The sequence below is a fragment of the Vibrio sp. SCSIO 43132 genome (assembly GCF_019904195.1).
GTDB classification, from domain to species: Bacteria; Pseudomonadota; Gammaproteobacteria; order Enterobacterales; family Vibrionaceae; genus Vibrio; species Vibrio nigripulchritudo.
On the sequence record NZ_CP063199.1, the window covers coordinates 984,668 to 1,001,940 of the forward strand.

Sequence of the window (17,273 nt, forward strand, 5' to 3'; positions counted from 1 at the left end):
CAGTGGCTTATTCCTGGATGGTTGCTCCCGCTTTAGTAGGGCTATTTGCTTTGTTCGCCAACATTATTCTTGGGCGGCAGGTGCTTCAGCGCGGCGTGATATTTATAGATTTGGCGATGGCCCAAATTGCGGCGCTGGGTGTTTTATTTGTTGAACTTTCAGCGGGGCATGCGGGCGTTGACTTCACAACAAAGCTGTTGGCATCCTGGCTACTCACTGTTCCGGCGGCTCTTTTGCTTAGCTGGCTAGAAGACAAAGTAAAACATCATCTTGAAGCGCTAATTGGCTTGCTTTACGTGTTGGCTGCGTGTGCTGCTGTGATTATGGTGAGCCACAACCCACATGGTAAAGAGATGATCTCGGCGCTTTTAAATGGGCGACTTTTGTGGAGCAGCCCAAGCGACATTTTGCCAGTTTTTTGTGTTGCATTTATTCTCGCGATCGTTCAAATCTGGCGACCAGGCTGGCTCGCTGGTCGTGGTTTTTATGTGCTTTTTGCTTTGGTCATTCCGGCTCTGGTGATAAGTCTTGGAGTTTATTTAGAATTTGCTTGTCTGATAATTCCCGCTTTAGCAGTAATCATGAGTGGCAGCCGTCTTATTTGGTTGAGTGCGTTGGCAATCGGTGTAATTGGTGGCGTGGGGGGATTTTATGTATCTCTGCTTTGGGATTATCCCATTGGCCCCAGTGTTGTGTTAGCTATGGCAGCAACAGGATTTGTCTACCTTTTGGTTTCAAAGCTTTCGGTTGGAAGAGTTCCTTGGCGTCAACCCGCAGATTAGTCAGCCTTATGATCTTAGTCGTTATAAAAGCGCGTCGCTAAGGGGTTGAAACGTGATAAAAAGAACGCCTCATCAAAGGTGATGAAGCGTTTTTTTATTATCAGGCAACCACTGAAACTAAGCCGCAATTAATAGTTCTTTAGCATTAGCTAATGTACTGTCGGTGATCTGGCTACCACCAAGCAATCTGGCCAGCTCTGCGACGCGTTGGTCCTGATCTAGGCTGTTCATTTTAGTTTCTGTCTTGCCGCCTTTAGTGTTTTTCGCCACGAACAACTGCTGGTGACCACAGCCTGCAACTTGAGGTAAGTGAGTAACACACAGGACTTGTGTCGATTCACCTAGTTTACGTAGCATTTTACCCACCACTGCGGCTGTTGGACCGCTGATACCCACGTCGACTTCATCGAAAATCAGGCTAGGGGTATCCACTTTCTGGGCGGTAATGACCTGAATCGCCAAAGAAATTCGAGAAAGCTCACCACCAGATGCCACTTTGGCTATTGGCTGTAGAGGCTGACCTGGGTTGGTCGAAACCAAGAATGTCACTTGGTCAATGCCAAGCGGAGAGGCGTGGTTTTCGTCGCGAACCACATCAATGCAGAATTTGGCTTTCTCCATGCTGAGTTCATGCATGCTTTGAGAAATGAGCTTGTTCAGTTCTTTGGCATAACGTTGGCGTGATTTATTCAGTTTTTCAGCCGTTGTCAAAAACTTCACGCGTTTATCTTCTACTTCTTGCGCAAGTGCATCCAGTTTTTCATCCGAGCAGTCCAGAGCTTCGATTTGCTTGAGAAGATCTTGATGATGTTGGTAAAGCTCTTCAGGCATGACGTGGTGTTTACGTGCCGTCGACATCACCTTGGAGAAACGTTCTTCAACATACGCCATGCGCGCGGGATCGACGTCGATACTGTCTAAGTAGTGTCGAAGTTCGCTGTTGGCTTCTTCAAGCTGGATGATGGCTTCCGAGATCATATCTGGCAGTGCGGTCAACTTTTCATCCAGTTCAGCGAGCTGAATCATAGACTGGTTGGCACTTTGCAAAATGCCCAGTGCGTTGACATCTTCACCTTCATAAATCAACTCAATGGCTTGTTGGCATGTGGATGCCAGTTCGCCGCTGTTGGACAAGCGCTTGTGTTCTTGTTCGAGCTCGACAAATTCTTCTTCACCGATAGCAAGTTCATTAAGCTCTTTGATCTGGTATTCGAGCAACTGCTTTTGCGCCAGATTTTCCTGGCTGTTTTGTTTGAGTTGCTTAAGATGATTGTCTGCCTGACGCCAGGTCTGATAGTGGTTTTTGGTTTTATTCAGCAGGTTTAAATGCCCAGCGTATTGGTCCAGCATGGAAAGCTGATACTCGCTTTTCATCAATTGATGATGTGCATGTTGTCCGTGAATATTGATGAGGAGCTGCCCAAGTGCTTTAAGCTGCGAAGCTGGCACTGGGCTGCCATTGATGAAGGCTCTTGAACGGCCTTCTTTGGTGATAACTCGTCTCAGGATGCATTCGCTGCCATCCATTAAGTCGTTATCTTCTAGCCAACGCGTTGCGTGAATATTGTTGTCCAGTAGGAACGAGGCGCTGATGTCGGTTTTTTCTTCGCCCTGACGAACCGAGCTTGCTTCTGCCCGATCGCCTAAACATAAGCCCAGAGCATCAATAGCAATGGATTTACCTGCACCGGTCTCGCCGGTAATCGTTGTCATGCCTTTGGCAAGTTCTAGCTGTAAAGACTTAACAATCGCAAAATTATTAACACTTAAATGAGCCAGCATTTTATTTACCTGTATAACTGAACAATACTGTATAAGAAAACAGTATATACTGTTTCTTTATACAGTAAAGTTGTACAGGTATATTTTTTTACGAATCCGAATTTTTGTGAGCGTTCTCAACCGTATGGCTGTAACTCTATGTTTTCTCGGGTAACGCAAACAAACTCGTACTAAAAAAGCTTGCTCGCCCAGCCCAGCTTATTACGCAGAACATGGTAGTAGCTGTAATCTTCTGGGTGAATTAGCTTAAGCACATTCGGGCTTTGGTAAATATGAATTTCATCGCCGGGTGACACGGGTAATGATATCTGACCATCGCAGCTGATTTCCTGAGTGCCTCGGTTGTCTGGTGAAATTAATAGCTTAATTCTGCGGTTTCCATCCACCACCAATGGGCGGCTGGACAAGGTGTGTGGAAACATGGGAACCAGAGAAATGGCATTCAAACTTGGTGATAAAATAGGGCCACCGCCTGATAGTGAATAAGCGGTTGAGCCAGTTGGCGTCGATACGATCAAGCCATCGGATCGCTGAGAAAAGGCAAATCGGTCATCAATATAGACTTCGAACTCGATCATATGCGCCACCTGACCGGGGTGAAGCACCGCTTCGTTTAATGCAGCATTGTGGCTTTTGACCTGCCCATGGCGGTGTACCTCGGCTTCAAGCAGGAAGCGATTTTCTTCCATAAACTCGCCTTTCAGTACTTTGGAAAGTGCCTTCTCAAATTCTTCCGGATCCAGGTCTGTTAAAAACCCTAGGTTGCCTCGGTTTACGCCAATCACAGAAATATCGAATCTCGACAGTACGCGAGCAGCGCCGAGCATGTTTCCATCACCACCCACAACAATGGCCAGATCGGCTTTTTTACCAATGTTGACTAAGCTGGTGAAATGAGAGTGGTCGATGTCATTTAGGATTTCCTGAAGTCGGTCATCAATAAGGACTGAGTAGCCTTCTTTTGTGAGCCAATGATACAACTCTTTGTGTGTTTGAACGGCTTTGCTGTCACGGGGTTTGCCTATAATTGCGATGACTTCAAAAGGCTTTGGCATAGAGAAAATCCGTTGTCTGAGGTTATTGTGCTTGAAACGCAAATCTTCATCCCCATAATAAAGGCAAGTTGAAGAACTATGCGAGTATTTTTGTCTCAAAATTGTGAGCATATCATCGCATAAGTAGTTGAATTCTGAATTCTGGAGATATCATGAGCAACGAAGAAAACAAGGTTAAAGAAGAAGAGCTAGAGCAACAAGAAACTGCAGAAGAAGTGGAAGCAGTTGGCTCAGATGCCGATATCGATTGGAACGAAGAGTCAGAGCAAGACGAAACGGAAGCGAAAATCGCACAGCTAGAAGCGGCACTGCTGACCAGTGAAGCGAAAGTGAAAGAGCAGCAAGAGTCTGTTCTTCGTGCAAAAGCGGACGTAGAAAACATGCGTCGTCGTACCGAGCAGGAAATCGACAAAGCGCGTAAATATGCTCTGAACAAGTTCTCTGAGGAACTTCTCCCTGTTATTGATAACTTAGAGCGTGCAATTCAGGCGGCAGATGCTGAAAACGAAGCGGTGAAACCTCTTCTTGAAGGTGTTGAGCTAACCCATAAAACATTTGTTGATGTGGTTGCCAAGTTTGGCTTGAAAGAAATCAATCCTGAAGGCGAAGTGTTTAACCCTGAATACCACCAGGCAATGTCGATTCAAGAAAGCCCGGATCATGAATCAAACACCGTTATGCTAGTGATGCAGAAAGGTTATGAGTTGAACGGTCGTGTGATTCGTCCAGCGATGGTGATGGTAGCGAAGTAAATTTTGCTCAATAAAATTGATTGATTAAATACCCGCCGAGCGCGGGTATTTTTTTGAATCATGCTAATTGGTTACGATGGTTTGTATAGGTTTACCAGCAGGTGTTGGGAAGAGATGTGCCGTCTGCTTTTAATGTCAGTGTTCCGCACTGATCATTATTCTGCCCTTTTGCGATTTTGGGCGTGGCAGTGATTGTATACCCTCCCGCAGATGTCACCGCAAAGGTGTATCTGTCATCAGAAGTATCGCATATGGTGCAGGTTGACCCTGACATGATGGAGGACCAGGAGTAACCGTTGTTGTATAGCTGCTCAAGACTAAGTTGAATTTTGACCAGATCCGCCATGGCCTGATTTCTATGTCCTTGATAAACATAGTTGTTGAAAGATGGATATGCGATGGCTGCGAATATCGCAACGATAGAAACGGCGATCAAAAGTTCGAGCAATGTCATTCCTTTGCCCTTCTTTTTGCTCTGTTTACATCTTTTTATTCGAATCATTTCCATAACTTCCTTCAATTTTGCCCCGCTATTCTTAGGCGGTGCTAGCATCGCTGCAAGTCAATTTAAGTGCATATACGAAGTTTCAGAGGAATTTGGGAAATGGCTCGCGGCTTTACTTTAATAGAGCTCTTAATAACGCTGGCTGTGATGACCATTTTGCTTGGTGCATTCGCGCCCAGCTATAAATCTGTGACCGATGACAACCGTATCAATCGTCTCGCCAATGAATTACAGGGCTTCTTGATTGAAGCTCGATCTGAAGCCGTAATGAGAAATCGTGACCTTTGGGTTCACTTCACGGTATCTGGTGCTTCTGTTTCTAGTGCGTCTAAAAGCGGTGACTGGATTATCGATTTGCGAGAATCGTCCTCTATTTCTGGCGCTTTGGTTCAGTCTATCGTCGGAAAACCTTTCAAGAATATTTATGTTTCAAGCAATCATGGTCCACCTTTCAAAATCGAGGGGGTGAATGGTCGCATCGAAGCCGGAACGTTTAAATTCAGCTATCAGGAAAACATGTCCGACAGTGGATCTGTGATTACTCACTTCACCAATGGTCGAGTCAAAGTGTGCGGTAGTACGGGGAATAGCCATGGCTTTACAGACTGCTAGCGCTTCTCGTCAGCGAGGTGCGTCTTTAATCGAGCTGATGATCGCTTCCGCTCTCAGCCTGTTGGCAATTGCGTCGGTTGGCTCTATTTATCTTTCTGCCCAAAAATCAGCGACACAACGTTCGTTAGATTTATTGGTGCTTCAGAGCATGTCTGACACGTTGAAATACATAAAAGAAGACGCACTCAGAGCAGGCTATAACGGAAGCAACGACAAAGCCGCAATGGTTTCTGGGGCTTCAAGTGTGTTCCTCACGACTTCTAGTTCGATTGGTTACGTCTATCTCAATAAAGAAAACAAATATGAGCACGTGTTCTTTAAACACGATGATAACAACGTCAAGATTTGTTCGAAACAGTCGGCAGCAATCAGTACACAAGCGTCATGTAGCCCCTATTTTAAAATGCTTGATGAGAAACAGGTTAAGGTGACCGCTTTTGAGGTCGGAAACACGCCTCTGGGATCGACCGTAAGTTCCGCTTTCATCTCAATAAAAATGACAGGTTCTTTGAAAAACTCCACCGACACAGTGACGCTCTCCACCTCATTTAAACAAAGGAACTGGAAATGATGCGGCGCAATCAAGGATACATCACCCTAACCGTCACCAGCTTTGTGTTGGTTGCCGCGCTTATCTTGATTCTCGGTTCATACAAGCAAGTGTTTTTTCAAATTAAGCGTGCCCAGAATGAAGTGAAAAACAGGCAGGAGCACTGGTTAGCGGAAGGGGGATTGGAGTGCATCTATACCCGAGCGCATGTCGATAAAATTTCCGCAGGCAGTGTTACTGGATGTTCGAGTCAAGCCGGTTTAACGCTTGATCTCAATACTTCTTCGGCAGGAAGAATGGCGGTTGCCAAAGTGGGCACGACGGTATTAGAAAAAGAGATTCGCTACGGTGGTTCATTGGGTTCGGGAGCGTTGCAATCAAGTGCTAGTCTCTATCTTTTTGGTGCCAATGCCTTCGACACTCCTGATCCCGGCATGCTCAAAAAGGATGGTTGGGAGTGTGTAGCAGTGCGCTACAAAGATGCCTTTAGAGTGAAAGGAAATGTAGAAAATAAAGGTGTAAAGGTAGGAGAAAAACCTTGGGCAACATTCGATCATAAAGGAAAAGATTGTAGAGGCTCGCACAAAACAATAACGACAAGTGGTGGTACTGAAAATATTTCTACCGGAGATTTTTACCAAGATACAGATGTAAAGCCATTTGAGAACTTTTTTGGTGTGCCTTTGAGCAGGGCTGATGAAGTCCGTGACAATGGTAACTTTACTATTCTTGAGGGGTCGTTGAGCCATGGTACAAAAATACTGAGCAATTGCGGGGCAAAAATTGCAGATGCGATTAGTAGTGGCAGTGAGTTTGTTTGGGTGAGCGGAGGGTGTGAAATTAACGATGCGCAGTACAATTCGCTGATAACCGCGACAAATGGTACGGCGAACGGTGTCACTTTAGTGGTGAGTAATGGACCTCTCTCATTGATGTCTAACACGGCAACTGGTGAATTCAAAGGTTTACTTTTCCATATTAACCCTACATATGCACCTAATCTTACTCACTGGGAAGCATTACCTGGAGGTGACGAATATATCAACCCTGCTGGTGCGTCTGAGTTTTCGGCAGATATAAGAGCACGTGCTACTTATTTCCAAAGAGGGGCGTTCACTTTCTCTGGTGGGCAATATATTGACTCAAAAGAGTTTACTGACCCTAGCGATCCTACTAAGAAGCTCAGTCACTACGCACTTTTTGATCAGGCTATAAGTTTGAATTTTAACAAAGACGTGATCGACTACGCCCGCAGTAAAAATTCTCCTCCTCAATGGCTAAAAGGATCATGGAATGACTTCTAAAAAGCAGATGGGTTTCAGCCTGATTGAAGTGATGATTGCGTTTTTGCTTTTTGGTGTAGGTATGCTGGGTATGGTGAAGCTACAGACGTTTATGGAACATAAATCGGAACATGCAGCACGGAGCCTTGAAGCGTTATACTTGGCAGAATCGAAACTGGAGCATTTCAGGAAACGTTCAGTGAGTGGCGCAAACGGCACGATTTTATTTGGCTCGATTTCGTCTGGCAGCGAAGCCAAAAGTGGAGGATACACTTTAACCTGGTCGGTTTCTCAGGCAACGGGCACGGTGTCATCTGCGGTCAAAGTTATAACGATTGATAGTGCATGGCAGGATCGCTTAAACACCACTCAGAAAGTGACTTTGCAAACCATGCTGTCAAAATACAATGAGTTTGATTAGGTCAAAAGACTCTAGCCTTTATCACCAGTTATCCGGATAACTTTCGTCGGACGTCACTGACGTAAAATTCACCAGGCTAATAATTAAAGCAATCATATAGAAGCGCTATGGGGAAATTAACTTTCCTGTAGCGCTTTTATTTTGTGCTAGTTACGTGATTGAAGTTCGATTGTTGGTTATTTGTAAATTTTTTAGAAATAATTGTCTGAGATTATAAAAATGGTTGGTTTATTGTGCTTTTAATTTAGGGTTGAAATAGAATAGTTATTTGCGAGGTGGGCAAAAATTAGAAAACTACACGCCCGTAAACAACATCCAAATACTATGGAGTTACCTATGAGTAACCAAGCTGTTAAACAGGCACCATCGTCCCAACCGTCGGGCATGGACCGATTTTTAAACTTTATTGAACGCGCTGGAAACAAGATACCGGATCCGGCAATTTTGTTTTTTTGGGCACTAGTCATCGTTTGGGTTTCATCTGCTCTACTTTCTAACGTTTCCTTTGATCTGATGAACCCACGTACTGGTGAAGCACTGCAAATTAATAACTTGCTAACGGGTGAAGCTCTGGCAAGTTTCCTTGCAAATATGGTGACAACATTCACCAGTTTTGCGCCACTTGGAATTGTTCTGGTGGCAATGTTGGGGGTAGGCGTTGCAGACTCTTCTGGTTTTATTACCACTGGTCTGAAGAAGATGCTGAACTTCACTCCTGCTAAATTGCTGACACCAATGCTCATTCTGGTAGCGATCGTATCTCATACTGCGGCAGATGCAGGCTACGTTCTGGTTATTCCTCTTGGTGGCATCATCTTCCACGCAGCTGGTCGTCACCCTCTTGCGGGTATCGCTGCTGCGTTTGCTGGTGTATCCGGCGGCTTTTCCGCGAACTTCATCCCTTCCGGTATTGATCCTCTGCTTGCAGGATTTACACAAACGGCAGCTCAGGTACTTGACGAAAGTTATGTGATTAACCCACTGGCGAATATCTTCTTTACTGGATTGTCGTCAATAGTGATTGTTGCGATAGGCTGGTACGTGACCGAGAAAATCATCGAACCACGCCTAGCTAACACGCCAGTTGATGAAGATGCAGAAGAAGCACCGGATTTAGGTTCATTTACAGAAATAGAATCTAAGGCATTCCGTTACGCGGGTTGGGCAATGGTTGCGGGTATCGCATTGTTGGTCGCTGCTCTTATTCCAGAAAACTCTGCGCTTCGTTCCCCTGAAGGTGAGCTGACGGCCTTTTCTGCGCCAGTGATGAAATCCATTGTGCCACTTATCTTCATTCTGTTTATCATTCCGGGCATTGTCTACGGGCGTGTTTCAGGCACATTTAAAAACAGCAACGACGTTATCAAAGCGATGTCCGATACCATGGCAACCATGGGTGCCTACATTGTGATGTCCTTCTTCTGTGCGCAGTTCCTGTCGGCATTTGGTCAGTCAAACATTGGTACAATGCTGGCTCTGTATGGCGCTGAAGGTTTGAAAGCGATGGAGTTACCAGGTCAGGCAACGGTGGTTGGCATGATTCTACTCACTGCTTTCGTGAACCTGCTTGTCGGTTCCGCGTCTGCTAAGTGGGCATTGATTGGTCCTATTCTGGTTCCCATGTTGATGGCGGTAGGCATTTCGCCAGAACTGTCGCAAGCGGCGTACCGTGTAGGCGATTCTGTTTCCAATATCATTTCACCACTGATGGTATTCTTCCCTCTGGTAGTGGTGTATTGCCAACGCTACGTGAAGTCTACCGGTATTGGCACGTTAGCGTCGTTAATGATGCCATTCTCCATCGCCATGTTGATTGGCTGGACCATCTTCTTGCTGGCGTACTGGGCACTTGGCATCCCGCTAGGGATTCAGGCTCCATATACTTACACTATGTAAAAAGCACCTTTACTCAGAATATTAGCCCTGCGATTGCAGGGCTTTGTTTTATGTAGAATTAAATGACTTTAAATTCAGAAATGTTGAATATTTCCAATGTTGAAAACTATTTAATTAAAGGTTAATAAAACTAGCTAAAATCCAATTGTTTGAAATTTATAACCAAGTAAGAATCTAATATATGGTTATTAATTCTATGTTTATTCTGGGTTTCTAAATGTGTTTCTCAAGGTTCTATATTCAATCTTTACAGGGTTAGGCGACTTTGCTAATGTCATCGCTTATTTTTTTGTGATGTAGAACACATTTGGAGAGAGTAGAAAAATGAGCGAAGCGGTAGCTCCTGAACCCAAGCCGAAAGGTGTGATTGGGTTTATAGAAAAAGCGGGTAAAAAGATTCCTGACCCCGTTATCATCTTCATGTTTTTGTTTGTATTTTCTTTGGTGGTAACAGGGCTAGCTGGTGGTGTTTCATTTGAGACCCTTGGTCGGGGTGGTGAAGCCGTTCAGCATGAGATTAAAAATATGCTGCAAGCCGAGCATATTCGCTGGATGTTTGATAACGCGTTGCTAAAAAACTGGCTGGCATTTGGTCATGGAGTTTTAGGCGTTATTTTGATTGTAATGCTGGGAATCGGTATTGCTGAGAACTCCGGTTTGCTGACAGCGGTGATCAAAAAAGTCGGTCTAAAGATCCCTGATAAACTTCTACCGGCTTTGATCGTCTTCCTGGGGATCATGAGTTCTATCGCCGCAGATGCGGGTTATCTGGTACTTATTCCACTGGCTGGTCTTCTCTATGCCGGTCTGGGTAAGAACCCATTGATTGGTATGGCAGCCGCTTTTGCCGGGGTTTCTGCTGGTTTCAGTGCCAACTTACTTCCTGCAACACCTGCGGACGTTGTTCTAGGTGTTAACGCTAAGATCTTTGCTGAATCTCAGGGCGTTCCTTTCGTCGGTGGTAACGGTGAAGCACTTAACCCCGCAACCATGCACTATTTCTTCATTCTGGTATCCACGTTTGTTCTGGCTGCTGTTGGTGCATGGGTTACTGCTAAATTTGTAAGTCCTCGTCTTGAAAAAATGTCTTACCAGTTGCCTGAAGAAATCAACTTCGATGAGTTCGAGTTGAATGCCAAAGAAAGCAAAGGTCTTCGCTGGGCTGGGCTGGGTTTGATAGCTTCTCTGGTTGCGATTTACCTGATGGCAACAGGACCTCTTGGTACCTATACCAATGAAGCGGGCAAAGAAGTTACCCCTTATCTGGATAACGTGATTCTGCTGATTTCACTGGTGTTTGCAGTGTCTGGTCTGTGTTTTGGTTACGCAACGGGTAAATTCAAGAATCTACAAGACGTGGTTAAAGCCATGGTCACTCAGATGAACACTATGGGTTACATCCTTGTTCTGACGTTCTTCTGTTACAACTTCCTGGCGCTATTAAGCTATTCCGGTCTTGGTACTTATGTGACCTACTTAGGTGCAACTTTCTTGCAGTCTCTTGGTTTGCAAAAGTTCCCAGTATTGCTGATCATCGGATTTATCATCACAACCGCACTGATTAACCTGTTCGTGGGAGGTCTAACGTCTAAGTGGATGCTGCTTGGTCCTATTTTTGTTCCTATGCTGTATCAGGTTAATCCGAACATGACTCCAGATTTGGTCACCGCAGCGTACCGTGTTGCCGATTCGTCTACCAACATCATTACACCAATGATGAGTTATGCGGGTGTTATCTTGGCATTCATGCGTAAGTACAAGCCTGAGCTGACCTTTGGTGATGTGATCGCAATGATGGTGCCATACTCCGTCGCGTTCCTAACTATCTGGACAGCCGTGCTGATTGGCTTCTTTAGCTTTAGCATTCCACTGGGTTTCTAAGCCCTGTTAGAAACGGTTCCGGATAAAAGAAAACCCAGCGATTAAGCTGGGTTTTCTCATTTTTAGGTAAGTGCTACTTAAGGTATCTGGCGTGAAATGCCAAATGTTCTTCAATGAAGCTTTGAATAAAGAAGTAGCTGTGGTCGTAGCCGGGCTGCATCCTTAACTCAATGTTATCGAGACCCTGAGCCACAGCTTCAAAAGCTTCAGGTTTTAGCTGTTCTTTTAGGAAAGAATCCGCATCGCCCTGGTCGATTAAAATTGGCGGCACTTGATCTGCCTGAGACAGTAGTTCGCAGCTGTCGTAATCCCTCCAGCTTTCTTTGTCGTCACCCAGATAATTTGAAAACGCTTTGATTCCCCAAGGGCAGTTTATCGGATTGGTTATAGGGCTAAATGCCGACACACTTTGGTAATCCTTTGAGTTTTTAATTCCTATAGAGAGTGCGCCATGACCACCCATGCTGTGACCGGAAATCGATTTTTCTGCGGTAACTGGAAATTCAGATTCAATGATTGCGGGTAGTTCGTTGACCACATAGTCATACATATTGTAATGACGATTCCAAGGGGGTTGGGTTGCGTTCAGGTAAAAACCAGCACCTAGCCCAAAGTCGTATGCGCCATCTTCGTCATCTGGTACGCCCTCACCACGCGGGCTCGTGTCAGACGCAACAATCGCAATACCAAGCTCGGCTGCTTTTTTAAATGCACCAGCCTTTTGCATAAAGTTTTCGTCGGTACAGGTAAGCCCGGATAACCAATACAAAACGGGAACTGAGGTGGTTTCGGCTTGTGGCGGAAGGAAAATCGCGAATCGCATTTCGCAGTCGACAGAGGCGGACTGATGGGTGAATTGTTTGTGCCAGCCACCATGCACTTTCGCGGCGCTGATTTCAGTGATAGCCATGAATTGGAGCTTCCTTAAAAGCGACAGAGCGAAGCCCCGCTCTGTCGGATTGTGAGTTATCTGTCGAAATGTACAACAGAGCGGATGCTTTCGCCTTTGTGCATTAAATCAAATGCGTCATTGATCCCATCCAGCCCCATGGTGTGAGTGATGAACTCTTGCAGCCCAAATTCACCTGCCATGTAGCGTTCTACTATGCCTGGTAATTCGGAGCGACCTTTCACCCCACCAAAGGCACTGCCTCGCCAAACCCGCCCGGTAACCAGTTGGAAAGGTCTGGTTGAGATTTCCTGGCCAGCGCCCGCTACGCCAATAATGACAGATTCTCCCCAGCCTTTATGACAACACTCTAATGCCGAGCGCATGACGTTGACGTTGCCAATACATTCGAACGAGAAATCTACGCCGCCGTCAGTCATTTCTATGATGACGTCTTGAATTGGTTTATCGTAGTGCTGAGGGTTGATGCAATCTGTCGCGCCTAGCTGACGAGCAAGATCGAACTTACTTTCGTTAATGTCGACACCAATAATCCGGCTCGCACCTGCCATTGTCGCACCGATGATCGCAGAGAGACCAATACCACCTAAGCCGAATATTGCCACCGTGTCGCCTTTTTGCACTTTGGCAGTATTAAGCACCGCGCCCATTCCCGTTGTTACACCACAGCCCAGCAAACACACTTCTTCAAGAGGGGCGTCCTGGTTTACTTTCGCCAATGAAATCTCTGGTAACACAGTGTATTCAGAGAAGGTTGAGCAACCCATGTAGTGGTAGATAGGCTCTCCGTCTTTGTAGAAACGGGTAGTGCCGTCTGGCATTAAGCCTTTACCTTGTGTTTCGCGTACTGCCTGACACAGGTTAGTTTTGCCGGAAGTACAGAACTTACACTCTCCGCACTCAGCGGTGTAAAGAGGGATTACGTGGTCACCAACTTCAACACTAGTGACGCCTTCACCCACCATTTCTACAATCCCGCCACCTTCATGACCCAGGATAGACGGGAAGATGCCCTCTGGATCTTCGCCAGACAAAGTAAATGCATCAGTATGGCAAACACCACTCGCAACAATTTTTACCAGGACTTCGCCTGCTTTAGGCAACATGACATCCACTTCTTCGATCGAGAGTGGTTGATTCGGTCCCCATGCCACAGCGGCACGAGATTTGATGAATTGCTCAGACATAATTGGTTCCCTAATAATTAGTATCCCCCGCCATTACTCTAACTCAATGAAGGAGTTGGCAGATTATGAGCTCTAGTTTAATTAATTTATCTCAGTTGATAATCAGGCTAAAATGAAAATAACTATTACATATTTGTAATAATGGTTTTTGCGATAAGAGGTTGATTATGGAGCAATGGGAAGGGGTAACAGAGTTTGTTGCCGTTGCTGAACAGTCCAGTTTTACGTTAGCAGCTCAAAAATTATCAACCTCAGTCGCACAAGTGAGTCGCAAGATATCAAAGTTAGAACAACGGTTGTCTGTCAAGTTGCTGCTTCGTACCACGCGTAAAGTGACTTTGACCGATGCAGGCAAGGTTTATTATCAGCACTGTCGGCACCTTGTCGATGGGCTGGAGTTTGCCGAACAAGCCGTGACGGAGTTGCAAAGTACCCTGAAAGGCAAAATAAAGCTGACGGCACCTGTCACCTATGGCGAGCAGATGCTGGCACCTGTACTCAGCGAGTTTTTGACGATTTATCCTGAAGTAGAGCTGGATTTTCATTTGTCCAACCAAAAGCTCGATATGTTAGAACACGGGTTCGATCTCGCTATCCGCCTTGGGCACCTTGGTGACTCGACTTACATTGCGAAGCGGTTGGGGTCTCGTCAGATGCACGTTTGCGCCAGCCCTGGCTATATAGAAAAGCACGGTGAGCCGCGCGCACTGCTGGAGCTGTCTCAGCATCAATGCCTGATTGGTAACCATCCGTACTGGCGATTTATAGAAAATGGTCACAAGCGACAGCTCTCTGTAGAAGGGAGGATGACGTGTGACAGTGGGCGAGTACTGATTAACGCCGCACTAAATGGCATTGGAATCGTGCAGTTACCGGATTACTACGTTCATCAACATATGGCGACAGGTAAACTGGTGGAACTGCTTACAGATTTTCGGGACACCAAAGAAGGGATCTGGGCGCTTTATCCTAATAATCGTTACCTGTCTTCTAAGGTCCGTCTGCTGATCGACTTTCTTGCCGAAAGACTGTCCATTTATTCAAACTAGAATATAATCCGCCTCAGAAGCCGATACATCGAGAAAAAACGTGCCTTTTAGCGAACAAGACGAACAGTTTATGCGCCATGCTATGGCGTTAGCAGACAGAGCCGAACAGGAAGGGGAAGTGCCAGTCGGCGCTGTTCTGGTCAAAGATGGGGAAGTTATTGCAGAAGGGTGGAACCGCTCGATTGGTCAGCATGATGCGACTGCTCATGCCGAAATTCAGGTGCTCCGCAAAGCAGGTTCAGCCATTGAAAACTATCGTTTGCTAGATACCACTTTGTACGTGACGCTAGAGCCTTGCCCCATGTGTGCTGGTGCTCTGCTCCACAGCCGTGTGAAGCGCATTGTTTATGGCGCGCCCGATTTAAAAGCAGGGGCAGCTGGTACCGTATTAAATCTGTTTGAAAGTCAGGCGTCATATCACTATGCAGTTATCGAATCCGGTTTGCTGGAACAAGAGTGTCGCGAACAGTTGCAGAGTTTTTTCAAGAGAAGACGTAAAGAGAAGAAAGCGCTGAAAGAGAAGAAATCTGATGGCAAACATCAGGATTGATGTTTGCCGTTTAGAAATACCGTATCTTCTGAATTAAGAGTCAAAGCAAAGAGCAAAAGCCCTGCTACGCCAAATCACTTTTTTCTTGTTATTGGCAAGCATTCGCTTACGACGGTTAGAAGATACAGCCTTTTGAAGCAGTCGTTTAGACGACTTTCTTTTGGAGAACATAGTTTCTCTCCTCTACCAAGCTAACAATAACGGCGCTGTTTTGTTTTTCTGGCACCGCCCAATCACTCATTTCACCGCTTTTCACTACGTCTTGTCTGCGGCGAAAAGTGAGATTTCGTTTACTGCGAAGCCCTGTTTATAAGCTTCGATTGTTACGGGGTGATGACGAATCAAGATCAATCGCCATCCCGTTCAATGTAAGGGCGAATTTAACATTTTTCAAGTGGTAGGATTTCGTAGTCGAATGACTGCTATTCATGAAAAGAAAAATTCGCGCCCGAAAGAGGATTCGAGCGCGGTAGGATTACTTCTTATCTTCTGTCGATTTACTCTCTTCTGAAGACGCCTTGTTTGAATCAACGTTTTCATTTTCAGAGCGCGCTTCGTCGTTGGTAGATACCGAACTAGAAACCGACTCTGACGCAGAAGAGCCTGCTGCGGAAGAGATAGGTACATCAATCACCTGTAAGTCATCGATACTTAGCTCTTCATTATCGATGCGCTGTTTATCCACATGACCAATGATCGATTGGTAGTAGCGACGGATATTTTCTACGTAGTTTCTAGCTTCATCACCACGCGCGTAACCATATCGTGTTTTGCTGTAGAACTCTTTTTTGCGCAGTAAAGGCAGGCGATCTTTCACATCTGCCCAGGAATCCGGGTCGCCACCCTGACGTTTGGTCAGGCGGCGCGCGTCCATCATGTGACCATAACCGACGTTATAAGACGCTAATGCAAACCAGATTTTCTCATGTTCTGAAATGGAATCGGGTACGCGATCTACAATACGTCGCAAGTACTCCACCCCACCACGCACAGATTGCTCCGGGTCGAGTCGATTTTTCACCCCGACACTCTTCGCAGTTGGCAGGGTTAACATCATCATGCCCCGAACACCAGTGGGCGATTTAGCCAGAGGATTCCAATGGGATTCCTGATAAGCCAAAGCGGCGATCAAACGCCAGTCAAACTCGTTGGAATGCTTTTTAAACAGGGATTCCCATTTTGGAAGCTTACTGTCCAGAGCACGAATAAAGGCACGTGTATCAACGAAATCGAAGCTTTCTACGTGTCCGAAGTATTTCTCTTCTAAACGTGCCAAGTCTCCGGATTGTTTCAGCAGACCGAAGAATTCTATCAGTAAGGCATACAGGCTTTCGTCGTCACTGCGACGCATGTACCAGGAAATGGGCTGGTCTTCTGTCAGCTCAAAAGCGAGTGCCAGAGAAGGGTAGAGGCGCTGAGAAAGTGACAACTCTACGGAATCCGCCATCGTCAGTGCCAGTTCGCCTTTGTAGACCTTTTGAAGGAGATCATTCACATCGGCATCGTTTTCATCCCGGTAAACGAGCCCGGGTTTTTCTTTTTGCAGTGCTTTTAACGTGCGTTCAAAGTGAGAATCTTTCACCACAACAATAGGGATTTGTTTGTCGACGAGCTGGTCGACATTACGTGGTCGCCAGGAACCTTTTTTATACACCACTTGCTGAGAAACGTAGTAGTAAGCGGGACCTGCTCTAAACAGCTTTAATCTGTCTGGGGTCTGGCTTAGACCTGCGGCAATCATGTCAATTTCGCCACGCTCTAACGCCGGGAATAATTCAGCTAAACGATAGGCAGGTTTCATTTCAAGTTTTACGCCCAATTCGTCAGCAAATCGCTTCGCCAGTTCGAAATCCAACCCGGTTGGACCATCAGGACCAATGTAATAAGAGAGTTGGTTATTTAAGGTTCCGACTCTCAACGTACCTCTTTCGCGAACTTTTTCCAGTTCACTTTTAGGGTTCGATTCTATCTGACAGCCAGCCAGCACAAGGCTGAAAAGGGAGAAAAGTGTTAATCGCCTTAACCAAACTAACGGGGCAAAATTACTCAAAGTGACAT

16 protein-coding genes are annotated in these 17,273 nt (G+C 45.8%); 10 read left to right on the forward strand and 6 right to left on the reverse strand.

Translation table 11 applies throughout. From position 1 onward, the window contains the following. Positions 1–2 precede the first annotated feature (2 nt). Entirely contained in the window at positions 3–782 is a 780-nt protein-coding gene (locus INR79_RS04450; protein WP_223096169.1) for a metal ABC transporter permease, read from the forward strand. A 117-nt stretch (positions 783–899) separates the two neighbouring features. Here INR79_RS04450 and recN read toward each other — a convergent pair whose 3' ends face one another. After that, entirely contained in the window at positions 900–2,564 is a 1,665-nt protein-coding gene (gene recN / locus INR79_RS04455; RefSeq protein WP_223096171.1) for a DNA repair protein RecN, read from the reverse strand. Between the two features lie 170 nt (positions 2,565–2,734). Further along, a complete protein-coding gene (nadK, locus tag INR79_RS04460; RefSeq protein ID WP_004408506.1) occupies positions 2,735–3,619 on the reverse strand; it encodes an NAD(+) kinase in 885 nt (294 codons plus the stop codon). A gap of 152 nt (positions 3,620–3,771) precedes the next feature. Here nadK and grpE point away from each other — a divergent pair, with 152 nt between their 5' ends. Then, positions 3,772–4,371, forward strand: coding sequence for a nucleotide exchange factor GrpE (gene grpE / locus INR79_RS04465; RefSeq protein ID WP_004408505.1), 600 nt, complete (start codon positions 3,772–3,774; stop codon positions 4,369–4,371). Positions 4,372–4,462: 91 nt separating this feature from the next. Here the strand turns inward: grpE and INR79_RS04470 are convergent, their stop codons facing one another. Then, positions 4,463–4,924: a type IV pilin protein gene (locus INR79_RS04470; protein WP_139063364.1), complete on the reverse strand. Its 462-nt coding sequence runs from the start codon at positions 4,922–4,924 to the stop codon at positions 4,463–4,465. 51 nt (positions 4,925–4,975) lie between these two features. On the opposite strand from INR79_RS04470, the gene INR79_RS04475 reads away from it, so the two are divergent. The 6 genes from INR79_RS04475 (at position 4,976) to INR79_RS04500 (ending at position 11,519) form a co-directional block, all read left to right on the forward strand. Beyond that, complete coding sequence (locus INR79_RS04475; protein ID WP_004408501.1) at positions 4,976–5,488, forward strand: Tfp pilus assembly protein FimT/FimU; 513 nt, start codon at positions 4,976–4,978, stop codon at positions 5,486–5,488. After that, a complete protein-coding gene (locus tag INR79_RS04480; protein WP_223096173.1) occupies positions 5,469–6,059 on the forward strand; it encodes a pilus assembly protein PilW in 591 nt (196 codons plus the stop codon). Before INR79_RS04475 ends, INR79_RS04480 begins: the two co-directional genes overlap by 20 nt. Continuing rightward, positions 6,056–7,342 carry a hypothetical protein gene (locus INR79_RS04485; RefSeq protein ID WP_022549907.1) on the forward strand — a complete coding sequence of 429 codons (1,287 nt, stop codon included), beginning with the start codon at positions 6,056–6,058 and terminating at the stop codon, positions 7,340–7,342. The genes INR79_RS04480 and INR79_RS04485 overlap by 4 nt, the downstream gene beginning before the upstream one ends. Next, on the forward strand, positions 7,332–7,742 hold the full coding sequence (locus tag INR79_RS04490) for a prepilin-type N-terminal cleavage/methylation domain-containing protein (protein WP_223096175.1): 411 nt from the start codon (positions 7,332–7,334) through the stop codon (positions 7,740–7,742). Before INR79_RS04485 ends, INR79_RS04490 begins: the two co-directional genes overlap by 11 nt. 336 nt (positions 7,743–8,078) lie before the next feature. Beyond that, the gene (locus INR79_RS04495; protein WP_004408490.1) at positions 8,079–9,638 is read left to right on the forward strand and encodes an AbgT family transporter; all 1,560 of its coding nucleotides are present in this window, start codon (positions 8,079–8,081) and stop codon (positions 9,636–9,638) included. Positions 9,639–9,962: 324 nt separating this feature from the next. Further along, a complete protein-coding gene (locus INR79_RS04500; protein ID WP_022549910.1) occupies positions 9,963–11,519 on the forward strand; it encodes an AbgT family transporter in 1,557 nt (518 codons plus the stop codon). 73 nt (positions 11,520–11,592) lie between these two features. On the opposite strand, the gene fghA is transcribed toward INR79_RS04500, so the two are convergent. Further along, complete coding sequence (gene fghA, locus INR79_RS04505) at positions 11,593–12,429, reverse strand: S-formylglutathione hydrolase (protein ID WP_223096176.1); 837 nt, start codon at positions 12,427–12,429, stop codon at positions 11,593–11,595. A gap of 56 nt (positions 12,430–12,485) precedes the next feature. Next, positions 12,486–13,616, reverse strand: coding sequence for an S-(hydroxymethyl)glutathione dehydrogenase/class III alcohol dehydrogenase (locus INR79_RS04510; protein WP_045961698.1), 1,131 nt, complete (start codon positions 13,614–13,616; stop codon positions 12,486–12,488). A 167-nt stretch (positions 13,617–13,783) separates the two neighbouring features. Between INR79_RS04510 and INR79_RS04515 the strand changes: the two genes are divergently transcribed. Beyond that, a complete protein-coding gene (locus INR79_RS04515; protein ID WP_022549913.1) occupies positions 13,784–14,665 on the forward strand; it encodes a LysR substrate-binding domain-containing protein in 882 nt (293 codons plus the stop codon). 40 nt (positions 14,666–14,705) lie between these two features. Then, positions 14,706–15,215, forward strand: a complete 510-nt coding sequence (gene tadA / locus INR79_RS04520) for a tRNA adenosine(34) deaminase TadA (RefSeq protein ID WP_022549914.1) — start codon at positions 14,706–14,708, stop codon at positions 15,213–15,215. A gap of 475 nt (positions 15,216–15,690) precedes the next feature. Here the strand turns inward: tadA and mltF are convergent, their stop codons facing one another. Beyond that, positions 15,691–17,265: a membrane-bound lytic murein transglycosylase MltF gene (gene mltF / locus INR79_RS04525; protein WP_223096177.1), complete on the reverse strand. Its 1,575-nt coding sequence runs from the start codon at positions 17,263–17,265 to the stop codon at positions 15,691–15,693. Positions 17,266–17,273: the final 8 nt, after the last annotated feature.